The organism is Bacteroides mediterraneensis (genome assembly GCF_900128455.1).
In the GTDB taxonomy this organism is placed as follows: domain Bacteria; phylum Bacteroidota; class Bacteroidia; order Bacteroidales; family Bacteroidaceae; genus Phocaeicola; species Phocaeicola mediterraneensis.
Genome location: NZ_LT635783.1, coordinates 51,160 through 76,790 on the forward strand (window position 1 = coordinate 51,160; position 25,631 = coordinate 76,790).

Sequence of the window (25,631 nt, forward strand, 5' to 3'; positions counted from 1 at the left end):
GAATCATTTTTCCGATTACAAAGAAAAAAGATAAACGAATAAGTCCCTGACAGGGAAGTCTGAAACGATAACAATATCATCCCAAAATCTCTCCCCCTGCACCCAAGAGAAGAGATTTTGTATTATTTTTTCATCCGGCTGGACGATTTTTGCCTACTTCTTAGCCTTCACGAAGTACTGGTTGAACACGATGCCCAGCACAATCATCACCAGTCCGATGTAAGTGGTAAAGACGATGCGTTCGCCCAACACCACGGAAATGAAGAACAACGACATGAAGGGAGACAAGTAACACAGCTGGTTTATCAACGCCGGATTGGAGGTCTTCCGCATGGCCAGTCCGAAGAAAATAAAAGGAATGCCCATTTCAAAACCACCTACATACATGCCCGACAACACTCCGGTCAGAGAATGCAGGTTCAATCCGCAGAACAAAGCGCCGACCGACAAATAAACCGAACCGAACAGAAAAGTCAGAAAGAGCACCACACTGCCGTCCGTCTGTACCTTATTCCGGTTGTTGAACATCCAGTAGGCAGCCCACAGCACCGCACTCAATGCCGCCAACAGGAAACCTTCGGCCGACACGGTCATTTCCCCCTCGAATCCGGTACCGATAGAAATCAATGCCACTCCAGCCAACGACACAAACATCCCGATATACTTCTTCTTCGGAATGGGCTGTCCGGCAAACAGCGCCAGCAAAATCAGCAGCACAATCGGCCACGCATAGTTGATGGGCTGTGCCACCTGTGCCGGAAGCAGTTCGTACGCCTTGAACAACACCAAGTAGTAGGCCACCGGATTCAGCAAGCCCAATGCGGCATAATATCCCCATTGCTTCCCGGTCAGGCCTCCCAGCAGTCTCCATTTCCGCTGTACGGTGAGCAACACCGTAAATATCACCAGCGAGGTCAGGCTGGCCACCCACAACATCTCAAAATGCGTCAGATAACGCAACGCCATCTTGAACGCCGTGGCTACCGTCGACCAGCTCAACACCGCCACACAGGCACACGCAATCGCTTTGTTATCGTTCGTCATCTCATCGCCTCCACTTCTTCAGTTGTCAATGGAATTCTCTGCCCCAGCCGCCGTGCCCCGGTTGCCGTAATCAAGTAATCCTCTTCGTTACGCAAGCCCGTAAAATCACGGTAACTCTCCAGTTTCTCGTAATTGATGAAATCCGTAAAGCGATGTTCCGATTTCCAATAATCTATCAGTTCCGGAATGAAATAAATACCCGGCTCAATGGTCAGCACGAACCCCGGCTCCAGCTTCCGCGCCAGACGCAGCGACTTCCGCCCGAACTGTGTACTCTTGGGCTGTCCGTCATAACCTACCCACACTTCGCCCAAGTTCTCCATGTCGTGTACATCCAGTCCCATCATGTGGCCCAGTCCGCAAGGGAAGAACATCGCATGCGCTCCCTGTTCCACGGCATCCGCCGGATTACCTTTCATCAAGCCCAGCCCTTTCAAGCCTTCACAAATCACCCGGCAAGCCAAGTCATACACATCCCGGAAATACACTCCCGGCTTCAAAGCCTCCACTGCCGCCCCATGCGCTGCCACCTGAATGTCGTACACATCCTTCTGACGACTGGAAAATTTCTTCCCGGCACAGATGGTAGACGACATGTCTCCGGCGTAGCCCATCTCCGTTTCTGCTCCCGCATCCACTAACAGCATATCGCCTTCCTTCACCGTATGTCCATAATAGTGGTTATGAAGCGTCTGTCCGCACACCGTAGCGATGGTCGGGAAAGACAAACGGCATCCGTTCGCCCGAGCCACAGCTTCCAAAGCCGCAGCCGCTTCATATTCCTTCATGCCGATGCGTAACACCCGCATGGCTTCCAGGTGCATTTCTGCCGTTACGTTGCAAGCCCGTTCAATCTCCGCAATTTCCTCTTCCGTCTTGTGATTCCGCAAGTTGACAATCCCTTTGATAAACGGTACAGAAGGCATCTCCGCTCCCGGTTTTACTCCCAGCAAATCCATCAGCTTCAACCGATGCTCCGCACGGTAGGGTGGCAAATAATGCACCATCCGCTTTTGTGCCACCACTTTCTGCACGTATGTCTTCAGTTCCGCCAACGGGCGTGTTTCCGTCACCCCTACCCGCTGTGCTTTCTCGTGCAAGGTAGGCTGCGTACCCATCCACACAATATGGTCGATGGTCAGTTCGTCGCCAAAAATGATTTCACGACCCTCATCAATGTCAATCACGGCAGCCAGTCCGGCATACGACAACCCCCAGAAATACAGGAAGGAAGAATCCTGCCGGTAATCGTACGTGTTGTCCTCATAGTTCATTCCACACTCATCGTTCCCTAAAAAGAGGAGCAGACCTGAGCCCACACTCTCCTTCAATTGCCGCCTGCGGGCGACATACGTTTCTTTTGCAAACATAGTTTTATCCATTTAGTCCTTTAAATCCGTACCTTTCAGTCTGATGCGATAAGGCCATTGTGCATCTTTTTCCCCGCTCCGAGGCGAAGGATTCATCCAATGCTCCTCCGGTGCCCCCATCACTACGAGCCACAAATATACTAACTTCTCGCTTTCAGGTACCTTAAAAGTCAGTTTTCCTTTCTGCTTGGCACTCATTTCGCCATACAGACTTTTTCCGTCCGCCTTTACGGCTACAAAACCATACCGCCAGCCTGCCTTTTCCGGATGAACCGATACATACCCATCCTGCGGACCTTTCAATCCCTCAAATTGTAAAGTCACCTTCGTTCCCGGCTCCGGCACCACCAACGGAATGACATTGAAGCCGTAGTTTTCCGGACAAACCTCAGCAGGCACCTGATACCATCCATCAGCCTGCTTCGACAGCTTACAATCATACTGGTTGGCATAAGGCCGTGTATTCTTCCACACCCGTTCAAAATCCAGGTTCACCAAGTGACGGCTGGCATCGAACATCTCGTCGCAGAAAGCCTCCTGCGACAATCCCGTCAGCCGTTTATACGTCATTACCGGGTCTTCTCCCTTCTTTCCCTGCCGGAAAAGTTCAGCAATGATGGGACGTCCCCGCTTCACTCCCCAATACTCCAGAATGTACGGAGAGTGATAGATATTCTCCAAATGCAGATAGGCCTTGTGCGTCAGTTTCGTAAAGGCATCCCAGTGATAACGCTCGTCGGTCTGCCAGTCCGGATTGACCTGCCACAACATCCATTGCGAAGCCATCTCGAAGAAACCGGAACCTCCCCAGGCCTCTCCTTCCCCGTCACACGAAATCTGCGACTGAAAACTGTGGCCCAGCTCATGTGCCACACAGTTCAGCTTTTCATCCTGAATACGGTTGGGAGCCACCCACAAAGCTCCAATCTGCTGGTCATAATCCCCGCCGTAGGCCGTTCCCTCGAGCGAGTAGTTAATCATGACCATCATCCGGTAACGGTCGCTCTTCGACCCCGGTTTCGTGAATTGTAGGGAGTCCCGGAAAAAAGTATAGAAATGTTCCAGCTTGTCCGTCAGGTTGTTCAAGTCCACATGCATGTCGTGTCCTTCCAGCTGAGGAGGATTTGCCAGGTCATTGCCGAATCCCTTCTCCCAAAACACCGCCACATTGTCCGTGCAGCACATCCGCTGATAACTCCATTTGGAGTCCGGGTTATGAAGGTCCATGCCTTGCAAATCCTTGGGAATGTAAATTTCCTTCCCTCTCAGTTTGTTATTGCACAAATCAACGGGACACACCGATTGTGAAAAAGCGGCAGTACACACTGCCGCTAAAAGAAATGCTCCGATAAATCGTTTGTTCATTTGATATGAATATTAAAGACAAAAGTTATCCGATACTGTTTCCCTCCTTCGGTATAAACCAAGGCTTCCTTCACCGTATAAGTATCACCGGAGGCCGATTTGCCCGGATATTGTCCGATGGAGAAAATAAAGTTCTCCGCATCATATTCCACATACACCTTACTGTCATTGTCACTACCCCATCCAATGGAATTACCCAGGCTGTCAAACCAGAAGCCATATCCGTTGGCTGTCGTATTATAGTCCAGACTACCGTCCGCCTTCACTGCAGCAAAGGCAATTTTTCCCTCTTGAGGCTCTGTTTTTGCCGACAACATGTACGATGCCAGCTGTGAAGGCTGCATGGTCAGTGCCTGTGCTACTTTCGTGAGATCTCCCACTTCAGAGATATTGACAGAAGTTCCATTGTAATCTGTCGCGCTCGCTGCAAAAGAAACGTCGTACGTCAGTGTCAGGTTCTGGGGCTCTGCATCCGGGTCAATCGTCACGTTCCCCAACAAATCCGTATGCTCGAACTTCACTTTATACGGGAACTGTTGGTCGGTCAATTCCTTTTCATCCCACGGATGAACCGTATAGGTCTGTGGAGCAGCCTGTACAATGAAATACAAGCTCTGCGTACCTGCCGGTACGTTAAAGGAAACTTTCCCGTTCTTGTCCGAATGCGCTTCACCATATTCCCGGCTTCCATCCTGTTTCAATGCCACGAAGCCATACATCCAGCCCATATTTCCGGCACTTCCTGCCGTATTGTATTTCGTGGTTGTACCCTTTACAGCCTCCGATTCCATGTACTCACCCGGATCGTCCGCTGCCAAAGCTGCACCAGGTTCCAGTCCTACGAAATCGGCTGTCACCACCGTATTGCCAGCTTCCGGCAGATTCAAAGGAATCACGTTGAAGCCAGTAGCTTCCGGACAATTGGCATAGGCCACCTGATAATAATCTCCACTCGAATAGAACGTCGTGTGATATCGTCCGAGATACCCATCGGAATATTCACGTACCCCATCGATGTCGAAAGTAGCCATCCGGCTGGCATAATCATACAACTCTTCTTTCGTCTTGTTCCAATCGTTGTTGCAATACAACCGTGTATAAGCCGAGATGGCATCCTCCGGATACACAGACTCTCTCCAGATATTACCAATCGTCTCAATGCCATGTTTCATGACCCAATAAGATTGTAACCAGTAGCTGGCATAACGCATCCATTCGTTTTCAAAATGACGGTGATTATTCTTCAACCACACATCAAAATAGTAAGAGGTGAACATCTCTTCCGGATAATCCTGGAACGACTGCCATTGAGCACACTGCTCCCAGAAGCCACATCCACCATTGCTTCCTTCATATCCGTAACGGAAACCCGATTTAAGATCATCATTTCCTCCCTGGCATAACTTATCGCAGTACACCTGATACTGGAAGCTATGTCCGATTTCATGTGCAATGGTAGACCCCACAGGCTGGCACGTACTTGGATTTACCCACAAAGCCCCGATGGTATTGTCGTACCCGGAACCCGTAGCGAGCCATTCTTCCTGATACAACAGATAGATTTCCATCTTGTAGCGGTCCAGAAATGATTTGCCCTGTCCGGTTTCCGCAAACTTCAGCTTTTCGATATTGGTCTTATAGAACTGCTCGGCCTTTTTCAAAAGGTCATCGATGTCTACCCGCAAATTGGCAGGTACCGTTTCCGCATTCGGGTCATCGCCAAATCCGGCTTCCCAGAACACGAAGAAATGCTCACTCTGTTTGGAACGGAACCACGACCATTTGGCATCGCTGCGCAACATGTCCATACCTTCAAACTCTGCTGGCTTGTAGTATTTGTCGAAATCTTCCACCTCCGACTCGTCCATCACCTGCAAGGAACCTCCTCCCTGCGTGATGCCAATTTCTTTCACGGTACTTCCACAAGAAAGCACCAAAGTGGCCGTTCTCGCCGCCTCATTTTCATTGATGGAGAACGTCAGGTTCAACGTGATGGCTCCTCCTACTCCACTGGTTTCCGAGAGTGTAATCCAATCAGCTGCCGAATCCTCTTTCAACGATGCTTTCCACGACGATACGGCGGTAAACTTCACAGAGGCAGAAGTATCTTCCGCTTCCAATGTCAGTTGCGATGAAGTTTCATCTATTTTTATCTCTTCGCCTTGCACTTGCTCCTCTTCTTTACAGCTATTCAGCGAAACCACCCATAAAAATGAGAGCAAGCATAAGCCTATCCATCTCAATGTGCTTTTCATAAAACTGTTTATTAAAAAAGAAAGATGTGCTTAACCATAAACAATCAAACACATCTTCCCCATTTTATTAATTAATCAACTATTCTCACTCTTCCACCTGAGGATCAATCTGCAATGTCAGGTTCACCGTCACTTTTCCACCGTTACAAGTAATGATGTAAGTAGTCTTCACGGTAGCTCCGGCTGTAGGTGATACATTTTCAGGATGGTTACCTCCATACAGGTACAGTTCTGTTTCACTGGTTCCCAAGCTTACCCAGCCAATACCTTCGGCAAACTTGACGGCCGAGCCATCTTCTCCCAACCAATATCCCGGAACATCTGCAGTATATTCAGGGTCTTCTGAAGATTCCTCCTTGCAATAGATTTTCAAATCACCTGAAACACGTGCACTGTGAATCTGATAAGTCGTCATCTTAAAGGCTTGACGAAGCACATCCCGAATATCATATTGCACATTCGCATAATCAGTGGTATAATTCTTGGTCAGTGTCACATCGATGGTCTTTTCTTCCGGTGTCCCTTCCGGAGCGGTTTCCGGGTCATTGTAAGCTACCACATTGACCGTGATTTCCATCATTACAATCTTATTGTTGGCCAGGAATCCATAGTTGAATGTATATGAATCTCCCACAGCTGTCTTGCCCGGATATTGGCCGATACCGATTTCATTTTCAACCCATTCATCACCTCCATAGGATGTATAGATACGAGAGTTGTCAGAATATCCGCTGGCATATCCATCCACGTCGAACCAGAAACCATTTGTTCCGGCATCTGATTCCTGTGCATAGCTTCCATCAGATTTCACAGCCACAAATTTCTCGATATCATCCATTGATGAGATACCCAAATCGGCTTTTACCTGATCGGCATCAAACTGTACATTGTTCAAATCGTATGTACTTGCCGGATTCACGTCAATGCTGAGTTTCTGAGTAGAAACCACCGGTGCCGTAATGGCTGCCGCTCCATGCGCATTAACCGTGATGACTACAGCCACACGTTTTTCACCATACTTCAAACCTTCAATCACCTTTACAGTCTGTCCATCGGTCAGGTGGCCCGGATACTGCATCACATTGAAATACTTATCGTCCGTATTGAACTCACAACAAACCATGGCGGTAGTTCCCCATGCAACAACATCTCCTTTGGCGTCAAACCAATGCCCCCAAGTAGAGTTACTGTTTGAAGCCGTCATATTATCGGCATGGGTAGAACCTTCAATGGCAAAGCCCGTAATCTCAGGTGCTCCAGACTCCAAGGCGATACCTGCCAACAGGTCTTCTTCTGAGATTCCAAACAACTCAGCTATTTTATCTGTCTCCACCGTAACATGAGCCCCATCATACGCTACGGTACTCAACGTGATATCTGCTGTATATTCCAAAATCAAATCTGCATTAATCTGATTTCGTTGCGCTTCTTCGATGGAATCCTGACGCGCCATTTCTGCGATTTCAGCATCGGTAAGCACATGCTCTCTCGAAACATCTTCATTATCCCCGCAGCTTGTAACTCCCAAAGAACACAAACCACCCAATAATGCCGCATATAATAAATGTTTTTTCATAATCTTAATCAATTACCAGAATAACCTTCATTTTGTTTCAAACTAATATTCGCATCCAAAGCCGACTTCGGAAGAGGGAAATAATCCCATTTGGTTTCAGTAGTCGCATCCTTGCAGAACCAAGATTTTCCATTGAATACATTCCGTCCATCTTGCATCTTGAAACGAATCAAATCCTGACGGCGATGGTGTTCACCTACAAACTCCCAGCCAAGATCATCCAGCAAACCACCGAGAATAATATCACTACCGCCTTCCTGTGTAGATACATAAGAAGCTCTGTCCCAGTTTGCAAAACCTTCGCAAGTATATTCACGGTGACCGTAATCATACACACTTCCACCTTTCAGCTGTGCCACAGTACGAGTGGCTTTTGCCACAGAGTCGAAAGAACGTTTACGAACTTCCGTAATCAAATCGGCAGCTGTCTGCTCTGTTTCACCGTTGTATCCGCCCAGTCTCAGCAGACATTCGGCCTTGATGAACATCGCATCGGCCAAACGAAAGAATGCCACATCGTTTCCATACGTACCATCGGTACCTGAACAGATTTCACTCTTGACAAAACGGTAACCTTCCTGCTGGTAAGCACCCGGATTGTCAATAGAATGTACATCTTTATTATAATTCAAGTATCCGGTACCCGACCAGTCATCTGCAGTAAACTCTATCGGATCACCAGCCTGCGGAGTATAAGTTCCATCGGAGTTCTTCACCGCATTTTTCTGAATGCCACCAGCCCAGGTATCAGTCAGACGTTTATCCTCTGCATCGTAAGTATCAATGAATTGAGGCACAGCGCAACTACCATTCTGAGCCGCACCGGTACAACCATACGCAGCCAAACCTGATTGCGGCAGACACTTACTGGACAGATAATTATGAGAGGCATGCGTAATATCCAAAGGAATGGCAAATATCACCTCTGGAGAAGAATCAATGTCATGTTTAAAGTTATCTAGATAATTTTCGGCCAACGAATAACCTCCATCGTTAATCACCTCATTTACTTCTGTATAAGCTTTCTCGTACCAAGAGTTATCATCACCCCCAAAATAAGCATTGTGGTTCAGGTACAATTTGGCCAATGTCATACAAGCCGCATAACGATTGGCATAGCCAAACACGTGCTCTGTACCTAAATCATCTTTGATTTCTGAAAGCTCAGTCACACAGAAATCAAAAATATCCTGTGCCGAACTTTGAGTTGGAAGATATCCCTCGGGTACATTTCTTGTCGTCTCCAATGGCACATTGCGGAATGCATCCATCAACATATAATATACGGTAGCACGAAGGAAACGCAATTGGGCTCTATCCGCAGCATTTGCTTCCGGCAGGACATCCAGACACTGGTTACAATATCCGATGCATTTATACGCATAGTTCCAGAAACCATCAATGTGGCCCAAGTTATAATCCCAATCATGTTTATGCATATTCACATACAGGTCACCCCAGCCAATGCCAATTCGTTTCGGGGTCATGTATGTATCACTACATTCTTCCTGCAAGTCAAAATAGCCATTCCATGCCCAATAAATGTAGCGGAATTGTGCAAAAGCTTGCCCCATCAATGCATTCACATCATTTTCACTGGTAAAGTCCAAGTTACTCTCGTTCAACGAATCATATAAATTCTCTGACAAATCTGTACATGAACCAAATGTCAAACAAGAACTTGCAGCCAATCCTACCAATATATGTTTGAATCTCAAATTTTTCATAAATCTACATCAATTAAAAGTTAACATTCAAGCCAAAAGTAAATGAACGAGTGGTCGGATATTTATCCTGATAATCAACACCTGGTGTCATAAAGGCATTGTCCACTTCCGGGTCAAGACCTGAATATCCCGTAATACAGAACAGGTTCTGGCCTGATACATAAACTCGTAAATTATTAATATATTTCCGGAGATTTCCTTTCAACGGCACTGTATAGCCAATAGTTGCACTTGACAATTTTACGAAATCACCATTTTCAATATGGTCACTCCAATAACCCTGTGACATGGAATTTGAAAGACGAACCATCTTCTGTTCACCCGTAGCTTCGTCAATTACAGGAGTCATATCCGTATTGATTGCCGGATAATAGTTGGCGGCAGATTTCAAACGGTTGTAGGCAATGGAGTTGTTTTCGTAGAAACAACGCTGTGCATTCAAAATCTGATAACCGAACTGTCCGGTGAACTGCAAGCTCAAATCAAAACCTTTGTAACGGAAGGTATGGTTCCATCCGGCATAGACCTTCGGCAGACCGTTACCCAAACGCTGACGGTTACTTTCCACATTCAAATTGGTATTGAAAGGTTTCACTGTCCAGTTTCCATTATCATCTTTTACTTCTACCAAGACAAATCCGTCTTTATCTACTCCCACGGACTTCAAGCCCCAGAAATCGCCCAAACGATGCCCTACTTCCATACAGTGAGTAGGGGTACTGATCGGTTCACCCAAACCTCCATACAATTCTTGGAAGTTATCCGTCTCATACAAATCATTAGAAAGGCTTAACAGTTTGTTGCTGTTATGTGAAAGTGTCAATGTCGTACTCCATTCAAAATCTTTCGTCTGTACCGGAATGGCATTAATCATAATTTCAATACCACGATTACGCATCTGACCTACGTTAGCAGTTGTTGTACCATACAAGTTAGGTGGTACAGGAACAGCGTAGTCATACAGCAAGTCAGATGTCTTCTTGTCATAGACATCGATAGAACCGCTTAAACGGCCACTCAATACGCTCCAGTCCAAACCAAGGTTGAACTCACGAGTGGTTTCCCACTTCAGATTCGGGTTATAATTTTGGACAATAGCCAAAGTCTTTATCCATTCACCGTCTTGTGACATCACATCACCGTATGCATCATAATTATACAAATACAGTGACTTATAAGAATCACCCGGTATCACACCTGTCACACCAAAACCGAATCTCAACTTCAAGTTGTCCAGCCAATGCTTGGTGTTCTGCATGAACTTCTCATTACTGATTGTCCATCCGGCAGAAGCAGAAGGGAAGGTACCCCATTTATTGTTGGCACCAAACTTGGAAGAACCTTCACGACGTACACTCACCATCAAATTATAACGGTCGGCATAACCATAACTGACTCGTCCGAAGAAACCAATCAATGTATTGTCGTTTTTATAAGACCCCATTGAAGCGTGAGGTGCTTTCTCATTTGTCAGATAATTACCCAAGCCCAAGTTGTTATACAAGTAGGCCTCAGTCGGGAAATCACCGTTTCCAGCACTAAATCCATCGTTTACGGTGTACAAGTAGCTATAACCGACCAATGCATTTACATGATGTTTTCCGATAGAAAAATCATAGTTTGATGTAAGTTCCAAGTTGTTGCTCCGGGAACTTCCTTCAGATTTCGAAGCATAACCGTTCACTTTCTGTTGAGCCTGGTCGTAATATTTACTTGAATAATACGTTTCTCCACGGGTTATATTCTCTTTGGTAGACAACATCAAGTTTGTTTTCCATCCCTTGATGGGTTCTACGGTAATATTTCCGGTCAATCGAGCCCAATTGACTCTTGTATCTCCAATCAGCTCATTCTGGATTTCTACCGGATTGTAGTAATACAGCTTGTCAAAGTTCTCATTGTAAGAACCATCTTCATTATAGATTGGGGAAGACGGGTTACGGATGATAGCCTGACGATAGACATACGAGTTGTTATTGTTCGTATAGGTCTGACGGCCATACAACATATTGACGTTGAACTTCAAGATGTCATTCAAGGCATATTGAGTATAGTCCATCTGCATTTTCAGGTTCTGGTTGTCACTCTTCCGCATGATACCCTGTTCATCGCTGAAAGTCACGTTGGCAGAATAAGTGGAATTTTTGGAACCTCCTTCAATAGACAAAGAATGATTATGTTTGAAACCTGCCTTACGGGTAACGGCTGCCAGCCAGTCTGTATCATAACCTTCGTATTCAAACGGAGTCAGCCCATAAATCACGTCGTGCGTATCCATGAAATCTGCTGTCTTAAACCAGTCTGACAAAGAAACATAGCCTGAATATGAAACACTCGCCTTGGATTCACGTCTTCCCGTCTTGGTTGTAATCAAGATTACACCGTTCGCACCTCGTGTACCGTAAATTGCTGCCGCAGACGCATCTTTCAACACATCGATGGATTCAATGTTTTCGGGAGCCACCGTGGTAAGGGAACCTTCTACTCCATCCACCAACACCAACGGAGTGACACTTCCCTTAATGGTAGTGATACCACGCAACATGATGCTGGAAGTGGCTGTCGGGTCACCAGAAGAATTGGTCACACTCAAACCGGCAATCTTACCTTTTACCAAGTCGGCTGCATCGGTAATCTTACCTGCCGTAAAATCTTCCGCCTTCACAGAAGCAATCGCACTGGTCACATCGCCTTTACGCTGCGTACCGTAACCAATCACCACTACTTCATCCATCACTTCGGTATCTTCCTTCAACGTAATGACAGCTCCTTTCTTCAATTGGCTCACAGGAATATCCTGCGATTTATAACCAATGTAACTGATATGAAGTACCGCTTTCGCCGATACATTCAAACTGAATTTACCATCAAGGTCCGTAATCGTACCATTCGTGGTACCTTTTTCCATTACATTCGCACCAATAATGGCTTCACCTTTTGAATCTACTACCGTACCGGAAATGGCTTTCTGCTGCAACACAGCCTCTACCACCGGTGCTCCATTGGATTCCGCATAAGCTGCCACAGGCAGGCAACCTGCAGAAAGCGCCACACATGCCGACATTTTTACAAATGCACGACTAAACAACATGCGATTTAAATGTGTAATCATCTTGTTTGTATTTAAGGATTAATAAATTACTCTACTTTCCATTCTATAATACCTCCCGAAGCTCCTTTCTGAAGCTGTGCAGAGATTTTCAATCCGGTAGTCTTGACCGGCTTGAAGTTGACTACGTTGTACTTGTCTTTTTCTACGCCATATTGATCATTAGTTTCTACTTCTTTCCAGGAATTTCCGTTCTTGTAATAGAGCTTCCAGCTTTGCGGTACGCGGAAATTGCCGTCGTAATGGTCAAAGTCGAGCCAGTAGACTTCTACTTTCGAAACCGTGTAAGGCTGGTCAAACTCGTAGGCCAGAGACTCCAGTGTTCCGTCTTTCAACCACCAGTAGAAATAAGGTTTGGAAGTATCGGAAGAACGTTTGGGTTCCCACTGGTCGTTCACGCCCCATGCGTATGACATCACAGCTGCCGACTCGGGTGCATCTTTCTGGATAGGAGCCTGGATGGTAAATGTCTTGGCCTTGGAAGCGATGGTCGGTTCCGGTGTCGGAGTAGCGTATTCCTTGGTCTCCGGAATCCAGACTTCCATCTGGTCGGACCCGCGGTTATCCCAAGTAGAATAAGGGATGGCACGGAATGGTACATCTTTCACACTGCCGTCCTTACCCAGTTCCTTAGCTGTTCCGCTTAATACCATCACCCCTTTCAGCAGGTTAGCATCGTAAGTGGCCTTTATCGGTGTGTCACGCGGAATGAACTTGTTGAAGACGATGCTGTCGGGCTGGTCTTTACCTTCCAGACAGAACATAATCGGACCGCGTTCCAAAGCTACCATACCCCGGTCGACTTCCACTTTGTCGTTGGCCGTGATACGACGGACATCCATCGGCAAATTCAATTCAATCACATCGCCCGGTTTCCAGGTGCGGACAAGTGTTTCGTAACCGTCACCTTCCATGCCTTTTACGTCGGAACCATTAACTTTCAACGTATATTTCTTGGCGGCATCTGTATAAGCATACAGGTCGGAAGCTACCGGAGCCGATTTTGCCCAGCTGGGGATACGCAGACGGATGGCAAACTTACCTTCTTTCTCTGGAGTGACTTTGATGGCAATCTTGCCGTCCCACGGATACTGAGTGGTCTGTTCCAATGTTACTTTATTGTCAGCCGTCTTCATCTCTGCTTTTCCCTGAATGTACAGGTTCACATAAATGTCGTTCTGCTGAGTGGCATATACATAATTGGAAACGGAAGCCATAAAACGGGTGATATTACCCGGACAGCAGGCACAACCAAACCAAGGCTGGCGGTCGTGTTGTCCCATGGATTCCAACGGATTGTCGTAGAAGAATCTGTCACCGCTCAATGACACACCCGAAATCACGCCGTTGTACAAGGCACGTTCCAGCACATCCATGTATTTGGAATCGCCGGTAGCCAGGAACATACGGTAGTTCCAATATACATTGGCAATGGCTGCACAAGTTTCGCAATAAGCGGTATGGTTCTGCAATTCATAGTTCGGTCCGAAGCCTTCTCCCTGTGCCCGGGAACCCATACCACCGGTGATATACAATTTCTTGCTCACCAGATTGTCCCACAAGCGGGTCAAGGCATGGAAATAAGCGGTATCCTTGGTCAAGGCTGCCACATCGGCCACACCTGAATAAAGATATCCGGCACGTACGGCATGACCTACGATTTCATCCTGCTGGAGAATCGGCTTGTGGTCCTGACTGTATTCGCTCAGTTTGTGACCGTCGGTACCCCGTCCGGTTTCTTCCACGAAATACTTCGCCATATTGAGGTATTTCTCGTCGCCCGTCACCTTATATAATTTACACAATGCCATTTCAACGATAGGATGACCTGAAGGCACGTGCTTCTGTCCCTCGCCCGGACCGAACACCTTGCATACCAGGTCGGCATTCTTGATGGCCACATCGAGGAAGGTACGTTTACCCGTAGCCCGATAGTGTGCGATGGCTGCCTCGTACATGTGACCGCTGTTATACAGTTCATGGCTGTTCAGTTTTTCCCATTTGGAACGTCCCCACCATCCGGAAAGACGGTAGCACTTGTTAGTGACGCAAGTAGTCAGATAACCGTCCGGTTCCTGAGCCGCTGCAATGATATTAATCACACTGTCCAGATAATGGTCCAGCTTCGGGTCATATTTCACAGCCAGTGAATAAGAGGCACCTTCTATTACTTTATAAGGGTCGGTATCATCGAAAGAAAAATCCCCACGATGTTCTCCTTTTTTCAATCCACCCGCAATGGCGAAATTATCGAAACGACCGTTTTTCTCACATTCCTTAAAAGCAGAAGGAATAGAGACGGTACGGTTCGTTTCAATACGAGGCGACCAGAAACCGTCACTAATATGTACTTGGGTAAACGGGACCTCCTGAATCGGAGCATCCGGCTGTTGATAAGCAGGCTTGGTACAGGAAGTGATTCCCACCACTGCGATTCCGCTCATCAATATCAAAAGTCTGTTCTTCATATTGTATAAATTGGGTTTTTATTTTCTTTTAGCAAAAGTAGGTTTTAATAAGAAAGATGGGTAAAAATATCATCCATTCATCTACAAAAATAGTCGCATGGAAAGAAATATTTTAAAAATACACAATTCTCTATAAATCAATACATTACATAACTAAAAATAGATTTTTATAGCATATCTTCGGACGATTTTATCATCCTTTTCCAGACAGGAAGGGGGATAGACTGCGCTGAAATTTCAGTTATCAATTCTTAAAGCTGAAAACGCCTTGATGCAAAAGCCACTTTCCTTTTTCGGTTTTTATGTTTCCCGTGCCGAAAACGTAGGTTTTCGCATTGGAAAACGTACGGCTCCGCCACGGGAAACGTACGGTTCCGTACAGGGACCCCAACACAACACATCGGAACTCTACAAAAAAGACAAAGAAAATCGACGAACAAAAGACATTCATCCGCCGCACGCGTTAACCAACCGACACCACCTTTCAGAATTAGACTTTTACATTATCTTTTTTAAATTATTTTATATGCCTTATTCGTCTATTTTAATGAACTTTGTACAGTTTTTAAAAAGGTATACGTATGAGGACACTTTATTGCTTATTCATTTTCCTGTCGGTCGGCCTATGGGGAAATGCCGCGCTTCCCACTCACTTCCAATTCCGTCATTACAACATCGAAAACGGGGTTTCTTCCAATGGCATATCCTCCATTCTGCAAGACCAGAAAGGCTATATCTGGCTGGGAACAGAAAGTGGATTAAGCCGGTTCGACGGGAACCAATTTGTCTTCTACCAAAAAAGCAACCCACTTTATCCTGACTTTCATGCCAGTTCTATAAATGCCATCTGCGAGACAAACACCAATGAATTATGGTTAGGCACAGAAAACGGAGTGTATATCTACAACCAGGTAAAAGATACATTTGCCCCCTTTTTGGAAAAGACAAGCAATAATACGGGCATCACCTCATGGATAACCCATATCATCCAAGACAAAGAGAAGAATATTTGGATTGCCACCCGCAAGCAAGGCGTGTTTCAATACAACACCCAAACCTGCAAACTGATACAATATGAAATTCCTCAGAATGACAATATCATTATCCGTATATTGAACGATGCTCAAAACAATATCTGGGTATCCGGTCCTTACCGTCTCTGCCGACTCAACAAAGCCCACAATACGTTTGAAGAATTTCCGATTAAAGGAGAGTCTGCAGGGGTATATTCCATGGCCCTGTGGGAAGACTCATCTCATAACCTTTGGATTGGCACTTGGGAAAAAGGGCTCTGGAAACTCAATCCGCAGACACATGAAGTGCAAAAGTTTCTGGTTTCCGAAAAAGGTATAGGCATACGCCATATCCATTCCATTCTGGAATACTCCCCCGAAATTTTCTTCATAGGTTCCGACGAAGGGATGACCATCTTTAACCCGATTACCCAAGAAAGTTTCCTTTACGACCAATACGGAGAGGGCAACGAGTCTTTATCCAACAAATTCATTTATCCGATGCTGAAAGACCGGGAAGGCGGTGTATGGATAGGTACCTACTACAACGGAGTAAATTATCTGCCTCCCTATTGTGGACAATTTCACGGATACTCCGGCACAGATGATTTTCCCTTTTTCAACGGACAAATCATCAGCCGTTTCTGTGAAGGGGAGAATGGAGAAATCTGGATTGGTTCGGACGATGCCGGAGTAAGTTGTTTTTCTCCATCCAAAGGACAGTTTGTGAACTTTCCCGGAAGAGAACAGCTGACCCACAAAAATGTCCATGCCCTATGCCACACCGGAAAAGAGCTCTGGATTGGCACCTACAGCGACGGGATATACGTTTTACAAACAGCCACCGGGCACATCCGAAGATACAGCGGAGAAAACGGACTGGATGAAAGCAGTATCTATTCTATTTTTCAGGACAGCCACGGACAAATCTGGACCGGCTCCATGAGCGGAGTCTGTTTATATAATCCGCAGAACGACCGGTTTACACGGGTCAAGAACCTGGATGCCCTGATTATCGAGATGAGAGAAGACGCAAAAGGAAATATCTGGATTGCCACCCAAGGGAAAGGGGTCTTTAAATACTCTCCCCAAAATCAGGTATGGGAAAAATATGGCCAGTCTGAAGGGCTGAACTGTCAGACCATCAACCATCTTTGCATCAATCGTGAAAATGAGCTGTGGGTAGCCACCGCAGAAGGACTTTACTTATTTAATCCTCTCAAAAACACCTTCTCCTATCATCCCCTGAACATACCCAACCAATGCATCAATGCCATTCTGGAAGGAGAAGACTGCCTGTGGCTCACCACCGCCAAGGGACTGGTGAAATATACTCCCGCCACAAGGAGCGTACAGATTTTCACCAAAAGTGACGGGCTGCAAAGCGAAGCTTCCGTCATGGCTTCAGCCCTGAAAACCCGCAACGGGGAATTCTACATCGGCAGCATCAATGGTTTCAATACGTTCTATCCGCATTTGTTGAAACTCAACATGCAAAAGCCCAATGTAGTATTGACTGGACTGGAAATTTTCAACAAAAAAATAGAAACTCAAGAAGGAGGCATATTACCAGAAGCCATCGACCACCTGGAAGAAATCCATCTTCCCTACAAAGACAACGTCATCACACTGACGTATGCGGCTTTAAGCTACTGTACACCCCAAAAAAACCAGTACGCCTACATTCTGGAAGGTTTTGACAAGGAATGGAACTATGTAGGTCCTCAACACAGCACCACCTACACCAACTTGCCGGCAGGCACTTATACCTTCCGGGTAAAAGCCTCCAATAATGACAACGTATGGAACGAAGAAGGTACGTCCATCCGCATCATCGTGCATCCTCCGTTCTATTTCTCCCTGCCGTTCAAGATTGGCTATTTTCTGCTGTTTATCCTCGCTATCGGACTGCTGCTGCGTTACGTGGTGCGCCGGAGCGAAAAGAAACATGCCAAGGCCATCGACGAATTGAACAGCAAGAAAGAAAAGGAAATCCATGAAGCAAAAATCAATTTCTTCACCATGATTGCCCATGAAATCCGTACGCCGGTGTCACTCATCATCGGCCCGCTGGAAAAAGTGATGCAGTCCACACACATCCCGTCCAACGAACGGCAGGAACTGGAAATCATCGACCGCAACAGCCAGCGCCTGCTTTACCTGGTGAACCAGCTGCTCGACTTCCGGAAAGTGGAACAGAAGGAAATGCGGATGCACTTCACTTCACAATCCATACGGGAACTGATGGAGGGCGTGTGCGAACGCTTCTCTCCGACTCTACACCAGAAAGGAGTCAGTTTCTCCGTAGTCTATCCGGAAAAGGATTTCCATGCCGACGTAGACAAGGAAGCCATCACAAAAGTGTTGAGCAACCTGCTGACCAATGCCAACAAATATACGGAAAGCATGATTGAAGTCCGCTTCCTGGAACAACCGGAACAGCAGACTTTCTCCATCCAGGTGAAAGACAACGGGAAAGGAATGAACGAAGAGGAACTGAGCAAAATCTTCAAACCTTTCTATCAGGCGTCGGAAAACAAACCGGGCACGGGCATCGGACTGAGTATCGTGAAAGGCATCGTGGAAGCGCATCATGGCAAGGTGGAAGTGACCTCCCAACCGGGAATGGGCTCTGCCTTCATCATCACACTTCCACAGAAACAGGAGAAACAGACCAACGAAAACGGAGAAATCTTGTCGGCAGGCCCGCTACCCGAAGACATCATCCCCGAGCAACATGACTCTTCAGCCCCCAACAAGGTGCTGCCCATCATGCTCATTGTGGACGACAACGAAGACATGCTTCATTTCCTGTCCTCCCATTTCCAGAACAACTATACCATTGTGACGGCCTCCGACGGCACCGAGGCACTGCATAAGTTGAAAGAGCAGGAAGTATCATTGATTATCAGCGACTGGATGATGCCGCACATGAACGGTATTGACCTGTGCAAGGCAGTACGAAGCAACCAGATGACGAGTCATATCCCGTTCATCCTGCTGACTGCCAAGACAGGCACAGAGGCCAAAATTACCAGCATGAACTGTGGGGCGGATGCCTATATTGAGAAACCCTTCTCCCTGCAATACCTGGAAGCCTGTATCAAAAACCTGTTGGAACTGCGTCTGCAGCTGAGACAGAAATTCTCGCAGATGCCGACGGTTGCCATCAATTCCATCGCAGCCAACCAGACTGACAAGGTGTTCCTGGAGAAGATGAACCACCTGATTGAAGAGAACCTGAACAACGACCAGCTTTCGGTGGATTTTCTGGCTGAAAAACTGTGCATCAGCCGTTCGGGACTGTTCGTCAAACTCAAAGGACTGGCCAATACCACCCCGAACGAGATGATTCAGATTATCCGTCTGAAGAAGGCGGCCTCCCTGCTGCTGGAAAACCAGTACCGCATCAACGAGGTGAGCTACATGGTGGGATTCAATAACCCGTCGTACTTCAGCAAGTGTTTCCAGAAACAGTTTGGCATGAAACCGGGCGAATACATCGCCAGCCACACGTCCCAGCCTGCCGGTTCACCGACAGAGAAGGAATGAGATTTTATAAGGGTACGACGGCGCGACTACGTAAAATTGTGTATCTTTGCGATTCAAAGATTTGATTCAACATGAAGTGCATAACCATTACCCCACCGGAACGCATACAGGCAACCATTCTGTTGCCTTCGTCCAAGAGTATCTGCAACCGGGCACTGATTATCCATGCACTGGCTCACAGCCAGTGCAAATTGGAAAACCTGTCCGACTGCGACGATACGCATGTCATGACCGAAGCGCTGGCTCACATGCCGGAAGTGATTGACATCATGGCGGCGGGAACTGCCATGCGTTTTCTCACAGCTTATCTTTCCGTTACACCCGGTACCCATACCCTGACCGGTACGGAACGGATGCGGCAACGCCCCATCCAGATTTTGGTGGAGGCTCTGCGAAGCCTGGGAGCGGACATCGCATACATGGAGAACGAAGGCTATCCTCCTCTGAAAATTTCCGGACAGACGCTGAAAGGAAATTGTCTGACCCTTCCGGGAAATGTGAGTTCCCAATACATCTCTGCCTTGCTGATGATTGGTCCGATGCTGGAGAAAGGACTGGACCTGACCCTCAGGGGGGAAATCGTATCACGTCCTTACATCAACCTGACGCTGAAAGTGATGCGGGATTTCGGAGCAGAAGTGGAATGGACTTCCGATTGCAGCCTTCATGTGACTCCTACCCCCTATCAGGCTTTACCTTATTATATAGAAAGCGATTGGAGCGCAGCTTCCTACTGGTATGAAATAGTAGCCTTGTCGCCACAGGATGCCACCGTAAGCCTTCCGGGACTTTTCGCACAGAGTCCGCAGGGCGATTCAAAAGTAGCGGAACTGTTCGAACAACTGGGCGTGGGCACGAAAAGAGAAGGACAGACCGTCACGCTCTACCAGACAAATTCCTGCGTAAAACACTTGGAATATAATTTTGTGAACCAGCCCGACCTGGCGCAGACATTCGTAGTGACATGTGCCATGCGGGGAGTCACTTTCCGCTTTTCAGGACTGCAAAGTCTGAAAATCAAGGAAACCGACCGCATGGCGGCCTTAATGGCAGAAATGCGCAAACTGGGCTACGTACTGGAAGAAAGCGAAGGTTCTGTACTTGCCTGGGCGGGTGAACGGTGCGAACCGCAGAATCCGCCAGTCATCGACACGTACGAAGACCACCGCATGGCCATGGCCTTTGCACCGGCAGTGTTACGCCAAGGCGCGTTGTGTGTGCGCAACCCACAAGTAGTCTCCAAATCATATCCCCGGTTCTGGGAAGATTTGCAGCAAGCTGGTTTTCATCTCACTCAAAACTGATTGTATCATGTGGATTTTAATCATCATATTAATTGGAGTCGTTCTCTTCGGACTGGTGGCCGGATTTTTCTACAACCGCTCCGTACAAAAGAAGATTGACCGCGGAGAATTGACAGAAGCCCCGGAAGTCAAGACGGTGGATGGGGAATGCTGCGGACAGCATCAGGTCTGCGAAAAAGAAAGTTTGCTGGCGGCCGTCAGCAAACAGATAGAGTATTACGACGATGAGGAACTGGACCGCTTCAAGGGGCATCCGTCGGATACTTATACGGAAAAAGAGATTGATGAATTCCGGGAAATCATGTACACCATGAAAGAGGAGGAAGTGGCTGGATGGTGCCGCAGCCTGCAACTCCGTGGCGTGGAAATTCCCGATGAACTGAAAGACGAGCTGTTCCTGATAGTCGGAGAACGCCGTTTCCATTAACCCTCCCTCACTTGCCCATGAATATCCTCGATTTGTTGCATTATACTTTTTTCCAGCATGCGCTGCTGGGTAGCCTTTTTGCCAGCATTGCCTGCGGCATCATCGGCACGTACATCGTAACCCGAAGGCTGGTATTCATCAGCGGGGGTATCACGCATGCCTCATTCGGAGGCATCGGTATCGGGCTCTACGCCGGTATCTCTCCGATTCTGAGTGCGGCAGTGTTTTCAGTGCTGTCGGCTTTCGGCGTGGAATGGCTCAGCAAGCGCAGCGACATGCGCGAAGACTCGGCCATCGCCGTATTCTGGACGTTCGGCATGGCTGTGGGTATCATCTTCAGCTTTCTGGCACCCGGATTCACCCCCGACCTTTCTTCGTTCCTGTTCGGCAACATCCTGACCATCACGCGGGCGGACATCCTTTTGCTGGTGGTGTTGAGCCTGGCACTTACCGCCTTTTTCACCCTGTTTCTCCGGCCCATCACGGCCATTGCCTTCGACCGGGAATTTGCCCGTTCCCAGCGCATCCCCGTGAGTGCCTTCGAATATACCCTGATGGCTTTCATCGCACTGACCATCGTGGCCTGCCTCCGGATGGTGGGCATCGTACTGGCCATTTCCCTGCTGACCCTTCCGCAGATGACGGCCAACCTTTTCACCTACAGTTTCAAACGAATCATCTGGCTTTCCATCGGTATCGGTTACCTGGGATGCCTGGGCGGGTTGCTGCTGTCATACCAGCTGCGGGTGCCTTCGGGAGCGGCCATCATTTTCGTGTCCATCCTGATTTATGTGGGAGCCAAAATATTATGCATGCTCCGCAAAAAACGAATGAGCTGAGGGAGATTTATCCTAATTTTGTAACATAAGCATTCAAGTTAAAATCACAGTATATGGAAATAAAAATTGATTCACTGGAAAACATCCACGAAGCTGCCAAGAAATTTATCGCAGCCATGGGTGACAACACGGTTTTTGCCTTCTATGGAAAAATGGGGGCAGGAAAGACAACCTTTATCAAAGCCGTATGCGAAGAACTGGGCGTGACGGATGTCATTAACTCACCGACATTCGCCATTGTCAACGAATACCGTTCGGATGAAAACGGAGAACTGATTTATCACTTCGACTTCTACCGTATCAAAAAACTGGAAGAAGTGTACGACATGGGATATGAAGACTATTTCTACAGCGGCGCACTCTGCTTCATCGAATGGCCGGAACTGATTGAGGAACTGCTTCCGGGCGATGCGGTCAGCGTACACATCGACGAGAACGAAGACGGTACCCGCACGGTACGTTTCGACGAGAATAACAATTAAAAATGGAAGTACACTATTTCATACAGGCCTTGTTCGTCCTGGTGGGACTCCTGTCCCTGCTGGCGGCCATCTGCAACTGGAACTGGTTTTTCACGGCCAAAAACACACAATTTGTTGTGAGAAACGTAGGACGGAAACAAGCCCGCTGGTTCTATGCCTTGATTGGTATTCTGATGGTGGGCACAGGAATCTTTTTCTTCTTGTCCATCCAGGGAACGGTGTAAAACAAACAGAGTTTTCAACAGCTTGTTAATAACTTCGACGGGTTATTAACAGGCTGTGCTGTTTTCCACACCTTAAAAATCGAAGGAAAGCTGGCCGTCGCCCAGCAGATTGAAGCTCATGCGATGATAGGGGGAAGTGCCGTAAGCGGCAATGGCGGCACGGTGTTTCTTGGTGGGATAGCCCTTGTTGCTCTTCCAGTCATACATGGGATATTCTTCATGCAGACGGTTCATGTAATCGTCACGGTAGGTTTTTGCCAAAATGGAAGCTGCCGCAATGGACAGGTATTTCCCGTCTCCTTTTACGATGGTAGTATGCGGAATGTCCGGATAAGGATTGAAGCGGTTACCGTCAATCAGCAGGTGCTGGGGAACCACCTTCAACTGTGCAACAGCCCTGTGCATGGCCAGGAAAGAAGCATTCAGGATGTTGATTTTATCAATCTCTTCCGGCGATACCACTCCAACGGCCCACGCCGTGGCTTCCTGCTCGATGACCGTACGCAACTCATAGCGTTGTTTCTCCGTCAGCTTCTTGGAATCGTTGAGCAGTTCATTCCGAAAGCCGGGAGGAAGAATCACAGCTGCCGCATAGACCGCTCCGGCCAGACAACCTCGTCCGGCCTCATCACATCCGGCCTCCACCAACTCTTTATGCAAATAGGGCAACAACATATCCACCTCTTTCTTTTTTCGGACTGCAAAGGTAGCACATTTTTTCCAGCCCACCACCTCCGGAAAGCAGAAGTTATCCCAAGGTTATCCACCGATTTTCCGCCGGATATATAATGAGTATTACAAGAAGATTCGTATCTTTGCACTGCAAAACAGTGAAAACATGGTACAGATTGACGACGTAATAGTAAGTCTCGACATTTTCCGGGAAAAATTCCTGTGCGACCTGAACGCCTGCAAAGGAGAATGCTGCATCGAAGGAGATGCAGGAGCTCCCGTGGAACTGGAGGAGGTGGAAAAGCTGGAAGAGGTGCTTCCCGTTATATGGGATGACCTTTCACCGGAGGCACAAGCCGTCATCAAACGTCAAGGAGTGGTCTATACCGACCAGGACGGCGATTTGGTTACTTCCATCGTCAACGGGAAAGACTGCGTATTCACTTGCTACGATGAAAAAGGTTTTTGCTACTGTGCCATTGAAAAAGCATTCCGCGAAGGGAAATGCAGTTTCTACAAACCGATTTCCTGTCATCTCTACCCCATCCGGGTCAGTGACTACGGTCCGTATAAAGCCCTGAACTATCATCGCTGGGATGTGTGTAAAGCCGCGGTATTGCTCGGAAAAAAAGAAAACCTGCCCATCTACAAGTTCCTGAAAGAACCGCTCATCCGAAAATTCGGAGAAGAATGGTATCTGGAAGTGGAGAACGTAGCCAAAGAACTAGAAACCCAACACTTGATTTAATATAGGTCTTTTTTCCCGCCACTCGGATTAGTCGTCCGATGGCGGGATTTTTTTATGTTTCATTTGGCCTTTTCCACCCGTACTTTCTTTACCAGACGCAAAGCATAGTCTACCGTTTCACCGGAATCGAGAATCTTGGTATTATAGAAACAGAAAGTGGAATTAAAATCATTGCACAGATAACGGCAGTCGTACTTATTGAAGGTATCCACCCCATTCTCCTGCAACATCTCGTTCAAGCTCTCAATGGTATCATCATACTGGTCGCGAAAGGCTTTGGCCTCTGCCGTTGTAAATGTCCTCCACCCCGAGATTCCATCCACTTCATACGCCTCGCAAACGGAAAGAGCTTCCGCTTTCTTTAACAGCCATTGACGGGGAGAAACCAGCGTGGCTTCCACTTCGCCGGAAGACAGAGGCTCTACCTTCCACACAAAGAATGGTCCCCAGATGGTTTCCGACTCCGGAAGGACCTCCGCCACCATCACATCCGTATCATTATCGGTTTCATTGTGATTTCCTCCGTTCTCCTCTTCCTCTCCCCCTGAGTTTCCATCTCCATCCGGGACATCCGGTTTCGGGTGCTCCCAATCCTCCTCAGGGGTCATGTTCTCGAAAGGAAATTCCTCAGAAACTTCGGGTGTCCAGCCCTCTATCTGCCCGTTTCCCTCCAATGAGACTTCGCCATCCCCCGTGCTGACAAACCTATACGGTTTTCCAGCCTCCAGCGGATAGCTGAAGAAATAACCATATACCGTTTCTCCGGAGGCGGTCTTGACGTTTAACGAGAGATGGGTCTGACTGCTTTCTGACGGGAAGACATAGACAGGCCCTGCTTTCCAGATGCCTCTTACTTTTTGGCACGGCACAGAGGCAAACTGCCCGTCATTGTTCCAATTCCCCTCTAAAGTTATTCCGGAACTTACCGGCGAGATGCGTGCCTCTACTGCGATAGCGTCGTCGGGCACACCGCCAAATGACAAATACAACGCTGCGACCGCGTACGACAAGTTCATGGATATCTTTACGTCGTTCTTCAGTTTCACGACATTTTTTCCTATCACCAACGGCGTATCTGCACAGTTTCCTTGTGAGAAAGTCAACAGCTGCTTGGCGTTTAAGCTCATCGGAGGAAGATAGTCTTCCGACGAGAGTCCGGAAATGACCGTCAGCACATACTCCCCTGTCGGCTGGGACAAGACAGGCCATTCCGTCTGCGCCTGTACCTCTTCATTCCAGACAATCGCCCCCTTCGAATCGAACAGATAGAGCTGCAAAGGATAAAGGGACGTGAAAAGCGTTGCATTAGACAAGGCCACATCCATTGTATAGGGTCCGGGAGATTCTGTTGCTTCCGTATCATCGTCTACCTGATAAGTACCACACCCCCACAAAAAAAGCATACAAGCCCACAAGGCGAAAAATAAATGCGTCTGAATACGTAGTTCCATAATGT

At 47.5% G+C, this 25,631-nt stretch carries 17 protein-coding genes; 7 read left to right on the forward strand and 10 right to left on the reverse strand.

All coding sequences use genetic code 11. The features are described 5' to 3' along the window. Positions 1-153 precede the first annotated feature (153 nt). The 8 genes from BQ7480_RS00200 to BQ7480_RS00235 form a co-directional block, all read right to left on the reverse strand. Positions 154-1,044: a DMT family transporter gene (locus BQ7480_RS00200; RefSeq protein ID WP_072541227.1), complete on the reverse strand. Its 891-nt coding sequence runs from the start codon at positions 1,042-1,044 to the stop codon at positions 154-156. Then, positions 1,041-2,414 carry an aminopeptidase P family protein gene (locus tag BQ7480_RS00205; protein WP_072543820.1) on the reverse strand — a complete coding sequence of 458 codons (1,374 nt, stop codon included), beginning with the start codon at positions 2,412-2,414 and terminating at the stop codon, positions 1,041-1,043. The genes BQ7480_RS00200 and BQ7480_RS00205 overlap by 4 nt, the downstream gene beginning before the upstream one ends. Before the next feature lie 12 nt (positions 2,415-2,426). Next, on the reverse strand, positions 2,427-3,779 hold the full coding sequence (locus BQ7480_RS00210; RefSeq protein WP_072541228.1) for a DUF6055 domain-containing protein: 1,353 nt from the start codon (positions 3,777-3,779) through the stop codon (positions 2,427-2,429). Continuing rightward, positions 3,776-6,034, reverse strand: a complete 2,259-nt coding sequence (locus tag BQ7480_RS00215) for a DUF6055 domain-containing protein (protein ID WP_072541229.1) — start codon at positions 6,032-6,034, stop codon at positions 3,776-3,778. The genes BQ7480_RS00210 and BQ7480_RS00215 overlap by 4 nt, the downstream gene beginning before the upstream one ends. 85 nt (positions 6,035-6,119) lie before the next feature. Next, entirely contained in the window at positions 6,120-7,610 is a 1,491-nt protein-coding gene (locus BQ7480_RS00220; RefSeq protein ID WP_072543821.1) for a DUF4859 domain-containing protein, read from the reverse strand. An 8-nt stretch (positions 7,611-7,618) separates the two neighbouring features. Then, the gene (locus tag BQ7480_RS00225; protein ID WP_072541230.1) at positions 7,619-9,337 is read right to left on the reverse strand and encodes a RagB/SusD family nutrient uptake outer membrane protein; all 1,719 of its coding nucleotides are present in this window, start codon (positions 9,335-9,337) and stop codon (positions 7,619-7,621) included. A gap of 13 nt (positions 9,338-9,350) precedes the next feature. Beyond that, complete coding sequence (locus BQ7480_RS00230) at positions 9,351-12,449, reverse strand: SusC/RagA family TonB-linked outer membrane protein (protein ID WP_072541231.1); 3,099 nt, start codon at positions 12,447-12,449, stop codon at positions 9,351-9,353. 26 nt (positions 12,450-12,475) lie between these two features. Beyond that, entirely contained in the window at positions 12,476-14,914 is a 2,439-nt protein-coding gene (locus BQ7480_RS00235) for a glycoside hydrolase family 127 protein (RefSeq protein WP_072541232.1), read from the reverse strand. A gap of 581 nt (positions 14,915-15,495) precedes the next feature. Here BQ7480_RS00235 and BQ7480_RS00240 point away from each other — a divergent pair. The 6 genes from BQ7480_RS00240 (at position 15,496) to BQ7480_RS00265 (ending at position 22,755) form a co-directional block, all read left to right on the forward strand. After that, complete coding sequence (locus BQ7480_RS00240) at positions 15,496-19,479, forward strand: hybrid sensor histidine kinase/response regulator transcription factor (protein WP_072541233.1); 3,984 nt, start codon at positions 15,496-15,498, stop codon at positions 19,477-19,479. 71 nt (positions 19,480-19,550) lie between these two features. Further along, a complete protein-coding gene (locus tag BQ7480_RS00245) occupies positions 19,551-20,783 on the forward strand; it encodes a 3-phosphoshikimate 1-carboxyvinyltransferase (RefSeq protein ID WP_072541234.1) in 1,233 nt (410 codons plus the stop codon). Between the two features lie 7 nt (positions 20,784-20,790). Continuing rightward, positions 20,791-21,210 carry a phospholipase gene (locus BQ7480_RS00250; RefSeq protein ID WP_072541235.1) on the forward strand — a complete coding sequence of 140 codons (420 nt, stop codon included), beginning with the start codon at positions 20,791-20,793 and terminating at the stop codon, positions 21,208-21,210. Between the two features lie 17 nt (positions 21,211-21,227). After that, positions 21,228-22,049 (forward strand): metal ABC transporter permease, encoded by an 822-nt coding sequence (locus BQ7480_RS00255; RefSeq protein WP_072541236.1) that lies wholly within the window; start codon positions 21,228-21,230, stop codon positions 22,047-22,049. Positions 22,050-22,102: 53 nt separating this feature from the next. Beyond that, positions 22,103-22,531, forward strand: coding sequence for a tRNA (adenosine(37)-N6)-threonylcarbamoyltransferase complex ATPase subunit type 1 TsaE (gene tsaE, locus BQ7480_RS00260; protein WP_072541237.1), 429 nt, complete (start codon positions 22,103-22,105; stop codon positions 22,529-22,531). A 2-nt stretch (positions 22,532-22,533) separates the two neighbouring features. Continuing rightward, positions 22,534-22,755 carry an immunity 17 family protein gene (locus BQ7480_RS00265; RefSeq protein ID WP_072541238.1) on the forward strand — a complete coding sequence of 74 codons (222 nt, stop codon included), beginning with the start codon at positions 22,534-22,536 and terminating at the stop codon, positions 22,753-22,755. A 72-nt stretch (positions 22,756-22,827) separates the two neighbouring features. On the opposite strand, the gene BQ7480_RS00270 is transcribed toward BQ7480_RS00265, so the two are convergent. Then, positions 22,828-23,430 carry a ribonuclease HII gene (locus tag BQ7480_RS00270; protein ID WP_072541239.1) on the reverse strand — a complete coding sequence of 201 codons (603 nt, stop codon included), beginning with the start codon at positions 23,428-23,430 and terminating at the stop codon, positions 22,828-22,830. Positions 23,431-23,593: 163 nt separating this feature from the next. On the opposite strand from BQ7480_RS00270, the gene BQ7480_RS00275 reads away from it, so the two are divergent. Next, positions 23,594-24,175, forward strand: a complete 582-nt coding sequence (locus BQ7480_RS00275; protein WP_072541240.1) for a DUF3109 family protein — start codon at positions 23,594-23,596, stop codon at positions 24,173-24,175. Between the two features lie 59 nt (positions 24,176-24,234). Here the strand turns inward: BQ7480_RS00275 and BQ7480_RS00280 are convergent, their stop codons facing one another. Then, positions 24,235-25,626 (reverse strand): FimB/Mfa2 family fimbrial subunit, encoded by a 1,392-nt coding sequence (locus BQ7480_RS00280; RefSeq protein ID WP_139255670.1) that lies wholly within the window; start codon positions 25,624-25,626, stop codon positions 24,235-24,237. Positions 25,627-25,631: the final 5 nt, after the last annotated feature.

Bases quoted from the DNA above. Each gene is read 5' to 3' on its own strand.
- BQ7480_RS00240 (WP_072541233.1), top strand. From the start codon at position 15,496: ATGAGGACACTTTATTGCTTATTCATTTTCCTGTCGGTCGGCCTATGG.
- BQ7480_RS00200 (WP_072541227.1), bottom strand. From the start codon at position 1,044: ATGACGAACGATAACAAAGCGATTGCGTGTGCCTGTGTGGCGGTGTTG.
- tsaE (WP_072541237.1), top strand. From the start codon at position 22,103: ATGGAAATAAAAATTGATTCACTGGAAAACATCCACGAAGCTGCCAAG.
- BQ7480_RS00225 (WP_072541230.1), bottom strand. From the start codon at position 9,337: ATGAAAAATTTGAGATTCAAACATATATTGGTAGGATTGGCTGCAAGT.
- BQ7480_RS00250 (WP_072541235.1), top strand. From the start codon at position 20,791: ATGTGGATTTTAATCATCATATTAATTGGAGTCGTTCTCTTCGGACTG.
- BQ7480_RS00215 (WP_072541229.1), bottom strand. From the start codon at position 6,034: ATGAAAAGCACATTGAGATGGATAGGCTTATGCTTGCTCTCATTTTTA.
- BQ7480_RS00230 (WP_072541231.1), bottom strand. From the start codon at position 12,449: ATGATTACACATTTAAATCGCATGTTGTTTAGTCGTGCATTTGTAAAA.
- BQ7480_RS00270 (WP_072541239.1), bottom strand. From the start codon at position 23,430: ATGTTGTTGCCCTATTTGCATAAAGAGTTGGTGGAGGCCGGATGTGAT.
- BQ7480_RS00255 (WP_072541236.1), top strand. From the start codon at position 21,228: ATGAATATCCTCGATTTGTTGCATTATACTTTTTTCCAGCATGCGCTG.
- BQ7480_RS00235 (WP_072541232.1), bottom strand. From the start codon at position 14,914: ATGAAGAACAGACTTTTGATATTGATGAGCGGAATCGCAGTGGTGGGA.
- BQ7480_RS00280 (WP_139255670.1), bottom strand. From the start codon at position 25,626: ATGGAACTACGTATTCAGACGCATTTATTTTTCGCCTTGTGGGCTTGT.
- BQ7480_RS00265 (WP_072541238.1), top strand. From the start codon at position 22,534: ATGGAAGTACACTATTTCATACAGGCCTTGTTCGTCCTGGTGGGACTC.
- BQ7480_RS00275 (WP_072541240.1), top strand. From the start codon at position 23,594: ATGGTACAGATTGACGACGTAATAGTAAGTCTCGACATTTTCCGGGAA.
- BQ7480_RS00210 (WP_072541228.1), bottom strand. From the start codon at position 3,779: ATGAACAAACGATTTATCGGAGCATTTCTTTTAGCGGCAGTGTGTACT.
- BQ7480_RS00220 (WP_072543821.1), bottom strand. From the start codon at position 7,610: ATGAAAAAACATTTATTATATGCGGCATTATTGGGTGGTTTGTGTTCT.
- BQ7480_RS00245 (WP_072541234.1), top strand. From the start codon at position 19,551: ATGAAGTGCATAACCATTACCCCACCGGAACGCATACAGGCAACCATT.
- BQ7480_RS00205 (WP_072543820.1), bottom strand. From the start codon at position 2,414: ATGTTTGCAAAAGAAACGTATGTCGCCCGCAGGCGGCAATTGAAGGAG.